Annotated in this window: 13 protein-coding genes, 1 rRNA gene and 1 pseudogene; 2 read left to right on the top strand and 13 right to left on the bottom strand. The window is 43.0% G+C overall.

Annotation, left to right across the window (positions count from 1 at the left end; genetic code table 11):
* Window positions 1-24 precede the first annotated feature (24 nt).
* The 4 genes from htpG to MHN00_RS15955 form a co-directional block, all read right to left on the bottom strand.
* Window positions 25-1947 carry a molecular chaperone HtpG gene (gene htpG / locus MHN00_RS15970; protein WP_039236292.1) on the bottom strand — a complete coding sequence of 641 codons (1923 nt, stop codon included), beginning with the start codon at window positions 1945-1947 and terminating at the stop codon, window positions 25-27.
* Window positions 1948-2187: 240 nt separating this feature from the next.
* A complete protein-coding gene (gene recR / locus MHN00_RS15965; RefSeq protein ID WP_014950045.1) occupies window positions 2188-2787 on the bottom strand; it encodes a recombination mediator RecR in 600 nt (199 codons plus the stop codon).
* A gap of 5 nt (window positions 2788-2792) precedes the next feature.
* On the bottom strand, window positions 2793-3740 hold the full coding sequence (locus tag MHN00_RS15960; protein ID WP_014950046.1) for a hypothetical protein: 948 nt from the start codon (window positions 3738-3740) through the stop codon (window positions 2793-2795).
* Between the two features lie 241 nt (window positions 3741-3981).
* Complete coding sequence (locus tag MHN00_RS15955) at window positions 3982-4674, bottom strand: hypothetical protein (protein ID WP_232300868.1); 693 nt, start codon at window positions 4672-4674, stop codon at window positions 3982-3984.
* Between the two features lie 267 nt (window positions 4675-4941).
* Between MHN00_RS15955 and MHN00_RS15950 the strand changes: the two genes are divergently transcribed.
* Window positions 4942-5730: a ferredoxin--NADP reductase gene (locus tag MHN00_RS15950; RefSeq protein ID WP_239301762.1), complete on the top strand. Its 789-nt coding sequence runs from the start codon at window positions 4942-4944 to the stop codon at window positions 5728-5730.
* A 136-nt stretch (window positions 5731-5866) separates the two neighbouring features.
* Here the strand turns inward: MHN00_RS15950 and MHN00_RS15945 are convergent, their stop codons facing one another.
* The 7 genes from MHN00_RS15945 to MHN00_RS15920 form a co-directional block, all read right to left on the bottom strand.
* Window positions 5867-6193 carry a YbaB/EbfC family nucleoid-associated protein gene (locus tag MHN00_RS15945; protein ID WP_014950049.1) on the bottom strand — a complete coding sequence of 109 codons (327 nt, stop codon included), beginning with the start codon at window positions 6191-6193 and terminating at the stop codon, window positions 5867-5869.
* A gap of 38 nt (window positions 6194-6231) precedes the next feature.
* Window positions 6232-9306 (bottom strand): DNA polymerase III subunit gamma/tau, encoded by a 3075-nt coding sequence (dnaX, locus tag MHN00_RS15940; protein ID WP_239301760.1) that lies wholly within the window; start codon window positions 9304-9306, stop codon window positions 6232-6234.
* Between the two features lie 41 nt (window positions 9307-9347).
* Window positions 9348-9884 (bottom strand): adenine phosphoribosyltransferase, encoded by a 537-nt coding sequence (apt, locus tag MHN00_RS15935; protein WP_014950051.1) that lies wholly within the window; start codon window positions 9882-9884, stop codon window positions 9348-9350.
* Window positions 9885-9906: 22 nt separating this feature from the next.
* Window positions 9907-10029: a hypothetical protein gene (locus tag MHN00_RS20500; RefSeq protein WP_256253717.1), complete on the bottom strand. Its 123-nt coding sequence runs from the start codon at window positions 10027-10029 to the stop codon at window positions 9907-9909.
* Window positions 10030-10182: 153 nt separating this feature from the next.
* Entirely contained in the window at window positions 10183-10947 is a 765-nt protein-coding gene (locus MHN00_RS15930; RefSeq protein WP_239301758.1) for a putative DNA-binding domain-containing protein, read from the bottom strand.
* Window positions 10944-11795, bottom strand: coding sequence for a DUF692 domain-containing protein (locus MHN00_RS15925; RefSeq protein WP_039225174.1), 852 nt, complete (start codon window positions 11793-11795; stop codon window positions 10944-10946). Before MHN00_RS15925 ends, MHN00_RS15930 begins: the two co-directional genes overlap by 4 nt.
* A 150-nt stretch (window positions 11796-11945) precedes the next feature.
* Window positions 11946-12377 carry a hypothetical protein gene (locus tag MHN00_RS15920; RefSeq protein WP_014976963.1) on the bottom strand — a complete coding sequence of 144 codons (432 nt, stop codon included), beginning with the start codon at window positions 12375-12377 and terminating at the stop codon, window positions 11946-11948.
* Window positions 12378-12424: 47 nt separating this feature from the next.
* On the opposite strand from MHN00_RS15920, the pseudogene MHN00_RS15915 reads away from it, so the two are divergent.
* Window positions 12425-12781: pseudogene (locus MHN00_RS15915) on the top strand (transcriptional regulator); the annotation flags it as partial.
* Between the two features lie 212 nt (window positions 12782-12993).
* On the opposite strand, the gene MHN00_RS15910 reads toward MHN00_RS15915, so the two are convergent.
* Together MHN00_RS15910 and rrf are read right to left on the bottom strand one after the other, a co-directional pair.
* Window positions 12994-13731 (bottom strand): transporter substrate-binding domain-containing protein, encoded by a 738-nt coding sequence (locus MHN00_RS15910; protein ID WP_239301756.1) that lies wholly within the window; start codon window positions 13729-13731, stop codon window positions 12994-12996.
* A gap of 326 nt (window positions 13732-14057) precedes the next feature.
* A 5S ribosomal RNA gene (gene rrf / locus MHN00_RS15905) occupies window positions 14058-14173 on the bottom strand.
* Between the last annotated feature and the right edge of the window lie 7 nt (window positions 14174-14180).

Below are 14180 nucleotides of genomic sequence, written 5' to 3'. Positions count from 1 at the left end.
ATGTAAACCTAATGGTTTATTGCTTTATTTAGCTAACTTCATTAGAAGTGTGTTCAAGTTCTGTACAAAACTAGATGGGTCTTTCAAGCTCCCCTGTTCTGACAGTGCAGCTTGATCAAACAATACGCCTACCCACTGATTAAACAGCTCTTCATCTTGGGTATCCGCCAGCAGCTTCACCAAGCTATGCTCAGGGTTAAGTTCAAAGTGATACTTCACGTCTGGCACGGTCTGCCCTGCTGCCTGCATAAGCTTCATCATTTGCGTAGTCATGCCATTGTCATCTGCTACGATGACCGCAGGTGAATCTGTTAAGCGATGAGTAAATTTAACGTCTACAACCTTATCGCCAAGTGCAGTTTTAGCTCGCTCAAGAACACCTTCAACTTGCTTTTCTGCTTCTTCTTGCGCCTTCTTAGACTCTTCGTCTTCTAAGTCGCCTAAATCTAAGTTTCCTTTCGCAATTGAGACAAACTGCTTCTCGTTAAACTCAGTAAGGTGAGACATTAACCATTCGTCAATGCGCTCGCCCATCAATAGCACTTCAATTCCTTTCTTGCGGAAAATCTCAAGGTGAGGACTAGACTTGGCAGCTTGCAAGCTATCTGCTGTCACATAGTAAATCTTATCCTGGCCTTCTTTCATTCGCTCAATATAGTCAGCTAATGATACGGTTTGTGCATCAGACTCACCGTGTGTAGAAGAGAAGCGTAGCAAGCCAGCAATTTTCTCGCGGTTACTGAAATCTTCAGCCGGCCCTTCTTTTAACACGTTGCCGAATTCATTCCAGAACGACTGATATTTTTCATTGTCGTTCTTCGCCATTTTTTCAAGCATCTGTAATACGCGCTTAGTACAACCTTGGCGTAGCGCTTGCGTTATCTTATTGTCCTGTAGAATTTCACGAGACACGTTAAGCGGAAGATCATTGCTGTCTAGCAAACCTTTAACAAAACGTAGATAAGTAGGCATGAACTGTTCGGCGTCGTCCATAATGAAAACGCGTTGAACGTAAAGCTTAAGACCATGACTTTGGTCGCGATTCCACATATCAAACGGCGCTTTAGAAGGGATATACAATAAACTTGTATATTCTGTTTTACCCTCTACTTTGTTATGCGCCCATGCAAGAGGATCAGCAAAGTCATGAGAGATATGCTTGTAGAATTCGTTATACTCATCATCAGTAATCTCAGACTTTTCACGAGTCCAAAGAGCGGTGGCTTTGTTTACAACTTCCCATTCACCAGGCTGGCCTTCAATTTTTTCGCCATCAGGGCCTTCACTTTCAGGCACTTCATCTTTCCACATCTGCACAGGAATACTGATGTGATCAGAATACTTACTTACGATAGAGCGTAAACGCCATGCATCAGCAAATTCTTTTTCGTCTTCGCGTAGGTGAAGCGTAATCTCGGTGCCGCGTGTAGGCTTGTTGATTTCGGCAATAGTGAATTCACCTTCACCGTCTGAAATCCACTCAACACCTTGCGATGCATCTGCACCAGCAGCACGAGTTCGCACCGTTACTTTGTCAGCTACGATGAACGCAGAGTAAAAGCCAACACCGAACTGGCCAATGAGTTGTGAGTCTTTAGCGCTATCGCCAGAAAGTTTGCTAAAGAAGTCTTTAGTGCCTGACTTAGCAATTGTACCCAAGTTCGCAATGACTTCATCGCGAGTCATACCAATACCGTTATCGGTAATGGTGACGGTATTTGCTTCTTTATCGACGCTAAGCTTTACGTTTAACTCGCCATCGTTTTCGTAAAGACTGTCATTTTCTAGCGCACGAAAGCGTAACTTATCCGCAGCATCTGCCGCGTTTGACACTAACTCACGTAGAAAAATTTCTTTGTTTGAATACAAAGAGTGAATCATCAGATGAAGAAGCTGTTTTACTTCTGTTTGAAAACCGTGGGTTTCTTTTTGGGCTGCTTCAGCCATAATCCAATATCTCCTCGTTGAATGGATCACGTTTGATGTTAAACAGGTAAGGTCGCTCAACGCACTTTTCAACGTTTAGAACGAAAATTTATTTTTTATAAGGAGATTTGTCTTCAATAAAGTTTGATGTTGAGTATTTTGTGGGCGAGCGATAAGAGAGAACGTGACGTAGGCCCGCCAGATGCAGACCCACGTTGAGTGTTTTAATTACTAAGAATGGGTATACCCCAATTTACAGTACTATAGTTTGCGGCGACCCGAAAATGCGTGGGTGAGAGTATTACCATCAATATACTCGAGCTCTCCCCCAACCGGCACGCCGTGGGCAATTCGAGACGCATCAACGTTATGACTCGCACAAAGTTGAGCGATATAATGTGCCGTGGCCTCCCCCTCTACTGTCGGGTTTGTGGCGAGGATAACTTCATTTATCCCACCTGCGGCAAGACGAGCCTCAAGCTCAGTAAGACCAATTTCTTCTGGCCCAACGCCGTCAATAGGAGACAAATGACCCATAAGCACAAAATACTGCCCCTTGTAACTTAAGGTTTGTTCGATTGCTAGTACGTCTTGTGGGCTTTCAACAATACATAACAAGCCACTTGCTTCTCTTTCAGGGTGACGACAAATGTCACATAGCTCGTCTTCAGTAAATGTTCTGCAGCGCTTACAATGATGAATATGCTCCATGGCATTGTGTAATACGTTGCTTAAATCAATTGCCCCAGTACGATTACGCTCTAATAGGTGGAATGCCATACGCTGAGCGCTCTTGTTGCCAACGCCGGGAAGACACGTTAGTGCCTGAATTAATTCTGAGAGTAGCGGACTGAACTTCATAGTATTTACTGCTTTGGTGCTTTTTCTTTTTGATTCGAGCTTTCGCGGTATTTAATCACGTTCCGCTTTGCTTGGTCGAGCTTAACTTCATAAATGTTGCCCCCAAATAACCCCTTGTACTCTTCATCGGTGAAAACCAGCGTGTTGTCGTCATAAAACGTCACTGCCTCTTTTTGTGTGACTACGCCTAAATCAATACGCGACACATCGCCACTGAAGAAGTTATCGCCTTCAAAATTTTCAAATAACCACAGGCTTGTTGAATCTAACAGCACCAGTTTAGTCCTATCAGGGCTTATTGCAGCCGATGTGATCCAGCATAACTTTTCAAGGGTGGTACAGGTTTTAAATTCGCCGATGAGCTGTGCGTCAAAGTTAGCGGCATGGTCCCCCACCTTATACAACTTGGTGATGCCATCGAAGGGTTTTGTTCTATTTTTTGTAAACAGGTAGAGGTTACGCTTGTACTCCACGAACGCTTCCAAATCGTAGTTCTTGTCTTTCGGTTTTACTTTTCCTTTTCCCATTTCCGGGTAAGTAAACTTAATGATTTCTGCTTCTGTGGTATCGGTTTTTATGTCAATGGGGTTTTCAATTTTATAAATCGTTAACCAGCGTCGCTTGTTGTCATTGTTACCGAAGTCTCCTAAAAAGAAATGACCGAAACTGTTTTGTGTCATATCTTCCCAGTCGACGTTTTTGGCATTTGTAACTGTCACTTCCCTCTCAATAGTTCCATCTTTATTGAGCATATAAAGGATAGGTCCATCGCCACTGTCGTTAATGGCCCAAAGCCTTTTGTATTTATCGTATTCTATACCTGAAATTTCCTTAAGCTTCGGGTCGACCGTTACTGTTTTCATTTTAAACAGGTCGTGAATACTCATAAAAAACAACACGGTTGCGATGGGTAGTAAAATAACCGTGGTGATAACTAAGCCTTTCCTTAGCACTACTAAAACCTCTATTTTAACGAGTTAACTTTCGCGATTAGCGGTTAACTGAACACGTTGAGTTTTCTGAAAGATAAAAAACGCAATGATACAACGATCATTCAACTATTTGGGACACTTTTTCTACGGAACAACGGTTAAATGAGATTTTACTGTTAATGTCGATGAGTTGGGCATGCGCTCAATATTTGTAAGCTGTGTATCAGCCCATAATTATCAACGTATCATGCTGAAAACAAGCCTAACCTTTATCAGTAAGTAGACGTTGACGTCCATCTTTATTGAATACGGTTTCATCGTGCTTTATGAATTTTTCAATGATTGACTGCTCATGGTCAGTAAATGCAGTTTCAAAATTCTGGTGACCAACGCTCACTGTAGCTTTTTGCCCATTTGCTAACTTTTCGTTAGCCAGCGCTAACTGACTAATGAAATCATTTAACGATATCCGATTGTATGTAAAGATCCCGGGCTTACTCAATGATGCAGGTGTGAGTAAGTCATCATGTTCAAGCATAAAGGCGTGTTTGAAAATTGCTTGAGACTTTGTGAAGCAGGCAGTAGGGCTGCGCAGAGTAGCAGCTTCTGGAAGCGCTTTAATACGGATGCTCTGACCATTGTCTGCGGTTTGCCAAGTTACACCACACACACTAACACTAAATGCATCCACCTGATTAGCAGTTTCCTTTCGCGCTAGCGTTGAGACGGTATCCAATGCTTGAAGCTCAGCAAGAACTTGAGGTAAAGACGTCATTGAGAGCTTTTCAATTGTTATCTTTCCCGCGTTGGACTGATAAGTAAGCTTTAGCGTGTTCTCTAGATAGTAGACTTGGCCTGTGTCCTTCCAAAGGGATACAGCGGTATTATTGATAGACGGGTTTTCGACGGCACAATCACGTTGGGCCTGAAAGCGTTTTAACATTTTTGCTAACACAGCGTCCTCCCTCATTTCGAACTGCCACATTCTATTATTTGTGTTCCTTTGCTATGCGCAAGCTAAATGACTGAATGTGACAGTGTTTTAATGTTACGGAAGAAAGGCCTGGTTGAACTATTGCTAAAAATACTTATTTAAAACTGATAGCACGTTAGATTTTACGTGCGTATACCGACACCACAAACGTTAATGATAACTATTATCATATTGTAAAGTGTGCGAGAATGGCAGCATGGCTTGATGACTAAGTAAGTAGGAAAACGAATGCGAAATCTTATAAACGCAACCGTAACCCAAGTTCACCATTGGAATGACACTCTGTTTAGTTTCAAAACAACGAGAGAATCATCTTTTCGTTTTGAAAGTGGTCAATTCGTTATGATTGGTCTTGAAGTAGATGGTAAGCCACTGATGAGGGCCTACAGCATCGCAAGCCCAAATTATGATGAGGAATTGGAATTTTTTAGTATTAAGGTGCCAGATGGTGCGCTTACTTCTCGCCTTCAAAATATAGCACCTGGTGACCAGGTAATGATTAATGTTAGGCCTACAGGTACGCTCGTGCCTGGTTTCTTGTTACCCGGAAAACATCTTTATTTGCTCAGCACTGGTACAGGTCTAGCACCATTTATGAGTATTATCAGAGATCCTTTCATTTATGAAAGCTTTGAAAAAATTATATTAGTTCACGGAACGCGTTGGCGCTCTGAACTTGCCTATCAAAACGAAATTGAGCACCAACTTCCTAACAACCCTTATTACGGTGACGAAGTGCGTGAAAAACTCATTTACTATCCTACTGTTACGAGAGAAAGTTATGAGAAAAACGGTATCGCTCACGAAGGACGGATAACGAAGCTAATTGAAAGCGGAAAGTTGCTGGATGATATAGGTATGCCTGAATTAGACATTGAAAATGACAGATTCATGCTATGTGGCAACGACAACATGCTACAAGACCTTATGTCTATGCTAGACGACAAGGGCTTCGCGAAAGCTAACTCGCGCCGTCAGGGGCATTATGTAATCGAACAAGCATTTATAGAAAAGTAATGCGCAACGCATTGGCCTGACCATCGGCAAAATTTTAGATTTTCAATAAAAATCGCCGGCGTGTTGCCGGCAATTTTCTATGATTTCACTCGCAAAATACTTGCAAGCTGTTTCGCTTCTAGCTTTACATAATTATTTAAAACGGCATTTTGAAGCCAGGAGGTAATGGCATTCCGCCAGTTACATCACCCATCTTCTCTTTGCTAGTTTCTTGAACTCGACGTACCGCGTCGTTAAATGCTGCAGCAACCAAATCTTCAACCATATCTTTGTCGTCGTCCATCAATGACTCATCAATGTCTACACGACGCACGTTGTGGTTGCACGTCATGGTTACTTTAACCATGCCTGCACCCGCTTCACCTGTTACTTCAATTTTGGCTAGGTCGTCTTGTGCTTTTTGCATGCGCTCTTGCATTTGCTGCGCCTGCTTCATGATATTGCCCATTCCACCTTTAAACATAATTTTTGTCTCGCTTCGTTTTGGTGTTAATAATTCTGCTATCGCGCTTTAACCGAATCGGTTAGCACTGACGCATCGAAAGTCGATAGCAATGCTTGAATTGTATCGTCGGTTTTAATCACCGAGTGTGCATGCGCATGGCGCATGGCATGAATCTCTTGTTGTAACGCAAAAGGTGTAGATGCTGGTTCACCTAACGTGATATTTACTTCAACGTTTTCACCCAACCCATGATGGATTGCATCAACCAATTGCTTTTTCGCACTATCATTTAATAAATGCGTCTGACTATGGTCAATTTCAAGGGACACTTGATTGCCCGCTCGAGAAAATGATGCGTGCAGCACCAATTGTTTGAGTAGACCAGCAACCGGCATTTGCTCAACTAGATTGCTCCATTCGTCAATTTGGCTAGCGTGAGTTAATTTGCTTCCGTCATTTAAGTACGCTTTTAACTGCCCGTCATAGGTACTGCTAAGCGGCGTATCAAAATTTAGAGCATCCCGTGCAAAAGACCGATCTCCCGCACTTTCCATTTGCTCTGGGGAATTGCCGTAATTGGAGCTGCTATCTGAGGGAGCTTCAACATAGTCAGCACCTTCAACGTGTTGAGATGGTTGATTATCGTAATCAGTAGCCCAAGGTGGCATATCCTCAACCGGTGTTTCCGAGTTTGATTGCGCCTCAGATTCGTCATTTGAAAAAGGCATATCCTCTTCAAATTCATCAAGCGAGAAATCGCTCGTATGGTTTGAGCTAGAATGATTCTTTTCTGACTCGCTAGTATGCATAGCGTCAGAAGAATGCGCGAAAGTATTACCTAAGGACGAGCCTGAATTTGTACTTTCCAGTTGAGGAGTGTCACCGCGCGCAACACTATTATCTTTATGTTCTGAGCCGTTATCTATACGCTCCGGGCTGTTCTCTCTACGCTCTGGGCTATTATTTAGCGGCTCAGGGCTATGGTCTTGCAGCTCACGGCTGTTTTCATGCCCAACGGGGTTTAAATCGCCCCTCTTGATTTCGTTATCAGCGCTAGCCTGCCCTGCACTATTATCGCTACCCTTGTTAACTCCATGTGCAGTTTGTGAAGTACTCAAAGCCTCGGCTTTACTTCTGGTAAAGCGCGCTTGAATATCACTTGCACTTTCGGTCTTAGCATTTGCTGCGCTTGTACTTTTTGCCTCTGCGTCTTGTGCTTTTCTTTGCTTTAACTTTTGACGAAGTGCCAACATATCAGCCGTAGAAGTCAGCTGCTCTTCGGCGGTTAACGAGGACGGTTCGTTCTCGTGTGCCAACGACTCGCTGTTTTTGTCAGAGCCTTTGGCGTTATGAGAGCCCTCAGCGTTATGAAAACCCTCAGCGTTATGAAAACCTTCAAAACCTAAGGAGCCATCATCTTCTGACGGAGGTGGCATATCGTCCATGTACGCATCTAACGGAGGTCCATCGAAATGTTGCGCGGCTTCGTTATGGGGCGCACTGACTTCACTTGGCGTTGGTTCAAGCTCTGCAGCAACGCTTTCTGTTTGTACCGCTTGTACCGCGGTGTTTTCTACGGGTAGTTCTTCAATAGACGAAGTTGGAGCTGACTTTACGGATTCATGATCATGTGAAGCATCACGCTCAAGTGCTGTTGTTTGAGTTGTCGTTGCACCTGACTCTGCATGAGGTAGCGCCGACAGAGTATCACTTCCACTCAACTCGCTTTCATCAGCGGCTGCGTGTTCCTGCTCTTGCTGTGATTCAAATGGAGACGTCGATTGTTCTTGCTGCTCTTTTTCAATTATTGATGTAGCAAGTGAATCTGGGGTAGATGGTGCACTTTCTAACGACTGTTCAGAGGTAGATTCAACCGATAGATGTGAAGGCGTCTCCTCCTGCACATTGGTTGCAGAAGTTTCGCTTAACGGCGCTTCCTCCTGCTTACCGACGTTTCCCGGGCCACCACTGGAAGAAGCATGATCTACAGGTAAACTATGCTCACTCCTCCCGTTTTCAATTTCACTTGCCGTGTCGTCGATGGGGGTATTTGGAGCAAACGACATCATTCGCATCAATGTCATTTCAAACGCACTTTTTCCATCCGCAGCAAACGGTAAGTCTTTTCTTCCTTGCAGTGCAATCTGATAAAGCAGCTGCACTTGCTCAGCTGGAATAGTTTTCGCTAATTTAAATATCGCTTTAGCCGATGTGGTTTCTAGCTTACATGCTTCAGGCACCCATTGCGTTAATGCTATTTGGTGCAGCAGGCTAGCCAATTCGCTGTGTACGTTGTCATAATCGGGGGCTTGCTCTGCGATGTCATTGACCAACTGCAATACATCAGCAGGACTTTTACTTACCACAGCATGAACCACTTTAAGCAACTGGTTCTTGTCCATCAGCCCCAGCATATCGGTTACCACCGATGCCAGCACTTGATTTCCACCCTGTGCAATCGCTTGGTCAGTTAAACTCAGCGCATCACGCATACTGCCTTGGGCGGCTCTTGCCAAAAGCGCTAGCGCTTGTGGCTCAAAAGGCAGCTGTTCATGCTCTAAAATATGCTGCAGCTGTCCAACAATCTGCTCCCGAGACATGGCTTTCAAGTTAAACTGCAAGCAACGGGATAAGATGGTTATCGGAAGCTTTTGAGGATCGGTGGTCGCCAGTAAGAACTTAACGTGTGGAGGTGGCTCTTCCAGCGTTTTTAACAGCGCATTAAAGCTGTGTTTTGAAAGCATGTGTACCTCATCGATAAGGTACACTTTGTAACGCCCGCGAGTGGGTTTGTATTGCACGTTATCAAGAAGCTCGCGAGTATCCTCAACTTTGGTTCTTGATGCAGCGTCAATCTCTAACAAATCAACGTAGTTCCCCTGCTCTATCTCTTTACAGGTGTTACATTGACCGCAAGGGTTTGCCCCTTGTCCTTCTTCGCAGTTAAGGCTTTTCGAAAAAATACGTGCAATGGTAGTTTTACCTACGCCTCGCGTACCTGTAAACAGATAAGCGTGGTGTAGACGATCGTTATCCAAAGCATTTGAAATGGCAGAGACAACATGTTCCTGACCCACAAGTTCACTGAACTTGCCCGGCCGCCACTTCCTTGCTAGTACCTGATAACTCATTATTACGTATTTCGCCTTTTGCTAGTTATGCTTTATAGCGATTATTCGCCTTCAAACTCACAAATAGAGTAGCTTTCTATATCAAGCGTACTCAATTTCTTCTCGCCACCTAGGTCCGGTAAGTTAATAACAAAACCTGCATGGTTTACTTCACCGCCTAGTGAACGAATTAGTTTCGCAGAAGCGGCTATCGTTCCACCAGTTGCAAGTAAATCGTCAATAAGAAGGACTTTATCACCTGGCTCAATGGCATCCTTATGGATTTCCAATGTATCCATGCCATATTCAAGCTCGTAGCTCTCGCTAACTACTTCACGAGGAAGTTTGTTGGGTTTTCTCACTGGAACAAAACCAATGCCCATTTCGATGGCCAATGGCGCACCAAAAAGGAACCCGCGTGCTTCAGTACCTGCTATCTTGGTAAATCCCATACCTTGATACTTTTCTACAAGTAACGAGATACAGCTACTAAATGCTTTGTGATCTTCTAAAACGCTGGTCACATCTCTAAATAAAATACCTGGCTTTGGATAGTCAGGTACGGTTTTCACTACTGATTTAATATATTCTGCAGTCACAATTATGCCTTGAATGTCTGCGTTATAACCAGAAGGTGAACCAGCCGGCGATGATATGCATCAACGGGAACGCGATTAGAGTTACTAGCGATGCTAGAAAGTACCACTTGTTATAGACTTCTTTGAAATCTGAATTGTCAGCCATTTGCACTACCTAAACAATTTTGTGAACAAAAAAATGGTGCTAAATGTTAATCGAAAGCAAGCCCGATTGACAGCGCTAATATGATCGATCGCTCACTTTCAGACCAGATCCTGGCGAAAGTTTAAAATAAAGCAGGTAAATAGTAATGGTTACTTAGGATACTGGAAGCAGTATTCCTTTTTGTAACATGTCAGTGAGGGTCTGGTTCATACCATTTATAAGCACGTTTGAAGGAATTTGGGGAAGTTGTTGACACAACGACTCAGCTAATTGTTCTATTTCCATTCCCAGTTCATTTTGTTCCAGCGTGTTGACTAAAATAGCCGTCACCGGATTAACATGAGCAAATTGAACGTCAAACTCACGGTCTCTGTAAACAACGTAGAACTGCTGTTCTTCGGCAGGTTGCTCTGGGATATAATCCTCACCAATTAGATGGACTTCGAACTGATATGCCGCCAACGAGGCATACGGTGACACCCTAATTGCGGTAACATTGTTTCCTTGTTGATAAAATTCAATGTCGTCTTCGTTTTTTCTGATACTAACGTCAAGCTCAAGCCACTCATAGTGAGCAAGCTCCGCAGCAAAGTCAGGCAGAGTAATATCGAAGTTTGGCTCTGTTGAAAGGTACTCAACGAACTCTTTACTTATTTCAGCAAAATAAGGAGAGCGGCATTCGTGCTCAATAAAAAATTGACGCACAATACTCTCCCATCCTTTTTCACCATACTGTTTTACCACAATAGATTTTAAAACGGGAAAACCGGTACTGACGAAATTATCGATGTTGTTAAAAAACAGGGATTGATAGATTTTCATACGACGAATGTGATCAGCGTCGGTATCACAAAATGTCTGTGGGTCTTTGATCGCATCAACGAACGTTTTTTGAGTGGTTTGAAATGACTGAGTCACGCGACACTTCCTTTAACGTTTGATGCTTGAACAGCTTCGCATTTTGCTTGAATTTGCTTAATTTTCTTCACTTCCGCTAATAATTCGCTTAACGGGGGAATATTAAAATCACGCTCTAGCAAAGTCGGAAATACGCCGTGAGTAAGGTAAGCATGCTCCAACAGCGCCCAAACTGGCTCAATGACATCAGCCCCGTGAGTATCAACTTTCAAATCCTCTGCTTCATCATAATGACCAGCAATATGGCCATACACAATTTTGTCTGAGGGCAAGCCGTTAATGAACGCTTTCGCATCGTATTTATGGTTGATACTGTTCACGTAAACATTGTTTACGTCGAGAAGCATTTTGCAACCCGATTCATTTAGTATGCTCTTGGTAAATTCAAGTTCATCCATCTCTTGGCCTGGCGCAATGTAATAAGAGACATTTTCTAAGACCAGCGGTCGTTCGATGATATCTTGAACTTGAACAATTCGAGATACTACGTGCTTAATCGCGTCTTCAGTAAAAGGAATTGGCATCAGATCGTACATATGCCCGTTGCCAGAACAAAAGCTTAAGTGCTCGCTATACAATGCAATATTGTTTGCATCTAAAAATCGCTTAACGGTTTTTACAAACTCGACATCTAGTTTGTCGCTACTTCCGATAGACAAAGATAAACCATGAGTTGTAAAGGGAGCTTGCGAAGACGCTTGCTGAAATTGTTCTTGGTACTTCCCACCAAGTGGGATCCAATTTTCAGGGGCTACTTCCCAAAAATCGACTTCAGATGGCAATGTAGGTAAAAGCGCTTTTAGCATTTCCCGACGAAAGCCAAGACCTGCGCCACAGATGTTTTTCATATCTTCCCCTTTACCGCATGGGATTGCACAATAGTAACGTACGTTATTAGACAAAAAAGGCCATCATTCGACAGCCATTTTATTGCTAAGCGTAACTCGTGTAGCCTTCATCATTCTTTTTCAAGCTACACGATGTTTTTTGAATGGCGGTTACATGCTACCGCATTTACCTTCGCCGCACTTTCCTTCTTTTCCAGCTTTCTTATCGCCGCCACATTTACCTTCGCCGCACTTGCCTTCTTTGTCAGCTTTCTTGTCGCCGCCGCACTTACCTTCGCCGCACTTGCCTTCTTTGTCAGCTTTCTTGTCTCCGCCGCACTTACCTTCGCCACACTTGCCTTCTTTTTCAGCTTTCTTGTCGCCGCCACACTTACCTTCGCCGCACTTGCCTTCTTTCTCTGCTTTGTCGCCGCCACATTTTCCTTCGCCACACTTGCCTTCCGCAGCGAATTGGCTGTAACCAGATTCTAATGCTTGCATACCAAATGGATTTACATCTGCTACTGCAACCGTTGACGCCAAAGAGCCAATTACAACTGCACCCAACGCTGTCGCTACTGATGATTTTTTGATTTGTTTCATTGATGTACCCTCAATAATATTAGTCATGTTTGACGTACAGTAAGCACGTGTACTTTAAAAGACCCTGTGGGCTTAAAGGATATTTCACAAAAATTAATTTTTTTACAATTAATTTTTATGGCATTGATATTAAAAGGTTTTATATTAACAAAAGTGTATCTGCATACTTTTACAATAAGTTAACCGGAAAAGTTAAGTACAGTACCTACAAAAAGTACAGGGTAAACGCGGTGAAGCAACAATTTTATCTAGGTCAATGGCAAGTCGATGTAACCAGCAATACTCTATCTCTCGGCAAGCTTAAGAGGACTATAGAGCCGAAAACCATGGATGTTCTGCTGCTGTTGTGTCAGCAAAAAGGAGAAGTAGTATCCTCTGACGAGATCGTTGCTCAGTGCTGGCCTAAACATATTTGTTCACTACCTCGAAATTTAGCTTTATATAAAAGCGTATCAGCCGCTTGCAACAGAGAAGTTATGTTCTCATAACAAAGATTTTCATTCGCTGCCACTCCCATATTAACTGTGAGCTTTTTATTTGACACAAGTATGAAGTGCCTGACACTGAGCCGCCCGATTCGTATAGGCAACAGTTGTGCAGCTTGGTAAGGAAAGAGTTATTTATTCGCACTTCGATAGGATTCTAATATTGTAGAGTCACTTATATATGTAGTAACCAGATTCAAACTATCAACAAGTTCATCTTTGTACCTGCTGTGATTTGATACTGCCAAATAGGAAGGTACGGTCAATTTGTCTGAAATACTTACCTCAACTAATCGACTACCTAATACCTCTGTATAAAATTGATAGGGTTGTTTGTAGCTAATTAGATAAGACGTTCTTCCAACATCAAAAAGGTGAATCGCGTCGCTACTTGTCGGCATATCAAAAAATTCAAAACCTTCTTGCTTAAGTGCCTGTCGAATCCCTAAATAGTCATAGCCGCGAATTGCCGAAATTGACTTACCATCTGCAAGTTGTCCGTTATGTAGAAGTACAATAGTTAAGTAAACAAATGGAGCGTTTATAAATGTAGCGTTCTGATCTAACGCTGAAGTACCTCTGACATTAATTGTGACATCGACCTTCCCAGTCTTCACACGTTCAAACAAACGGGCCGGAGGCATGCATTCAACTAACACGTGATAATTCATTTTAGTCAATATGGCTACAGTTGCATCTATCGCTACACCATGACAACGCGAAGAGTCGGGTTCTTTAATCACTAATGGTGGGAACTCAACGACACCAAGCGTAATAGACTTTTCTGTTTTTAAATTTTCTTCAGAGCTTGCGCAATACGCCCAAGAAATAAGAATTAAGCAATAACCTAAAAGAACCTTACGTTTCACATTTTTACCTATTTATTCACTGATAAATTACTTATATAGGATTTTGCGAATAAATAATAGGAAGGAGATGTTATTACTAGATCTCTCCCAGTCAAAATATGCTTACAGCACAAGCACACAAGAAATGGGGTCAGAGTACATTTCTCTGATTTAGCGGCACTGGAGGATAAGGGAATGACTATGTTCTGATGTTTAAAGTAATAAAGTACTCTGACCCCAATTTGAGGTTTTGCTGGGGGGAATGGGGATTAATGTACTCTGACCCCATTATTTTTCTGTCTGCAGAAAGCAAAAAACCCGCCGTTAGGCGGGTTTCTTTAATTGGGACCTGGCAGTGTCCTACTCTCACATGGGGAAGCCCCACACTACCATCGGCGCTAATACGTTTCACTTCTGAGTTCGGAATGGAGTCAGGTGGTACCGTATCGCTATGGCTGCCAGGAAAAACT

The organism is Alteromonas sp. Cnat2-8 (assembly GCF_022348355.1).
GTDB lineage: Bacteria > Pseudomonadota > Gammaproteobacteria > Enterobacterales > Alteromonadaceae > Alteromonas > Alteromonas macleodii.
This window is presented reverse-complemented; position numbering and strand designations above follow the sequence as displayed.